Genomic DNA, 428 nt, shown 5'->3' with positions numbered 1-428 from the left:
TACGGGCCGGAGGGGGTCGAGCTGAGCGTGGACGACGACGGACCCTCGGCGCAGCGGCAGGAGGGCGACGGGGGCGGCGGCAACGGCCTGATCGGTATGCGCGAACGGGCCGCGGCGCTGGGCGGCACGGTCGAGGCAGGACCGCGCCCCGGCGGCGGCTTCCGCGTGCTGGCACGGCTTCCGTCCGGCGCGGCCGGTACCGTGGCGGGCGCCACCGAGGAAGAGGGCCGATGATCCGCGTACTGCTTGCCGACGACCAGGTCCTGGTGAGGGCCGGCTTCCGGGCGCTGCTCGACGTCCAGAGCGATATCGAGGTGGTCGGCGAGGCCGACGACGGGGAGGCGGCGCTGCGGCTGGTGCGCGAACTCACCCCGGACGCCGTCCTGATGGACATCCGCATGCCGCGTATGGACGGTCTGGTGGCCACA

Annotated in this window: 1 protein-coding gene and 1 pseudogene; both read left to right on the top strand. The window is 74.3% G+C overall.

The window, feature by feature from the left end; translation table 11 throughout:
• Positions 1-234: pseudogene (locus G3I17_RS39370) on the top strand (sensor histidine kinase); the annotation flags it as partial.
• A partial coding sequence (locus G3I17_RS39365) for a response regulator (protein WP_164604520.1) occupies positions 231-428 on the top strand: 198 nt, incomplete at its 3' end. The pseudogene G3I17_RS39370 and the gene G3I17_RS39365, both read left to right, overlap by 4 nt.

It is taken from the genome of Streptomyces sp. SID13031 (genome assembly GCF_010548305.1).
In the GTDB taxonomy this organism is placed as follows: Bacteria; Actinomycetota; Actinomycetes; order Propionibacteriales; family Kribbellaceae; genus Kribbella.
Note: the sequence above shows the minus strand (reverse complement) of the source record. Positions and strands in the feature narration are given on the sequence as shown.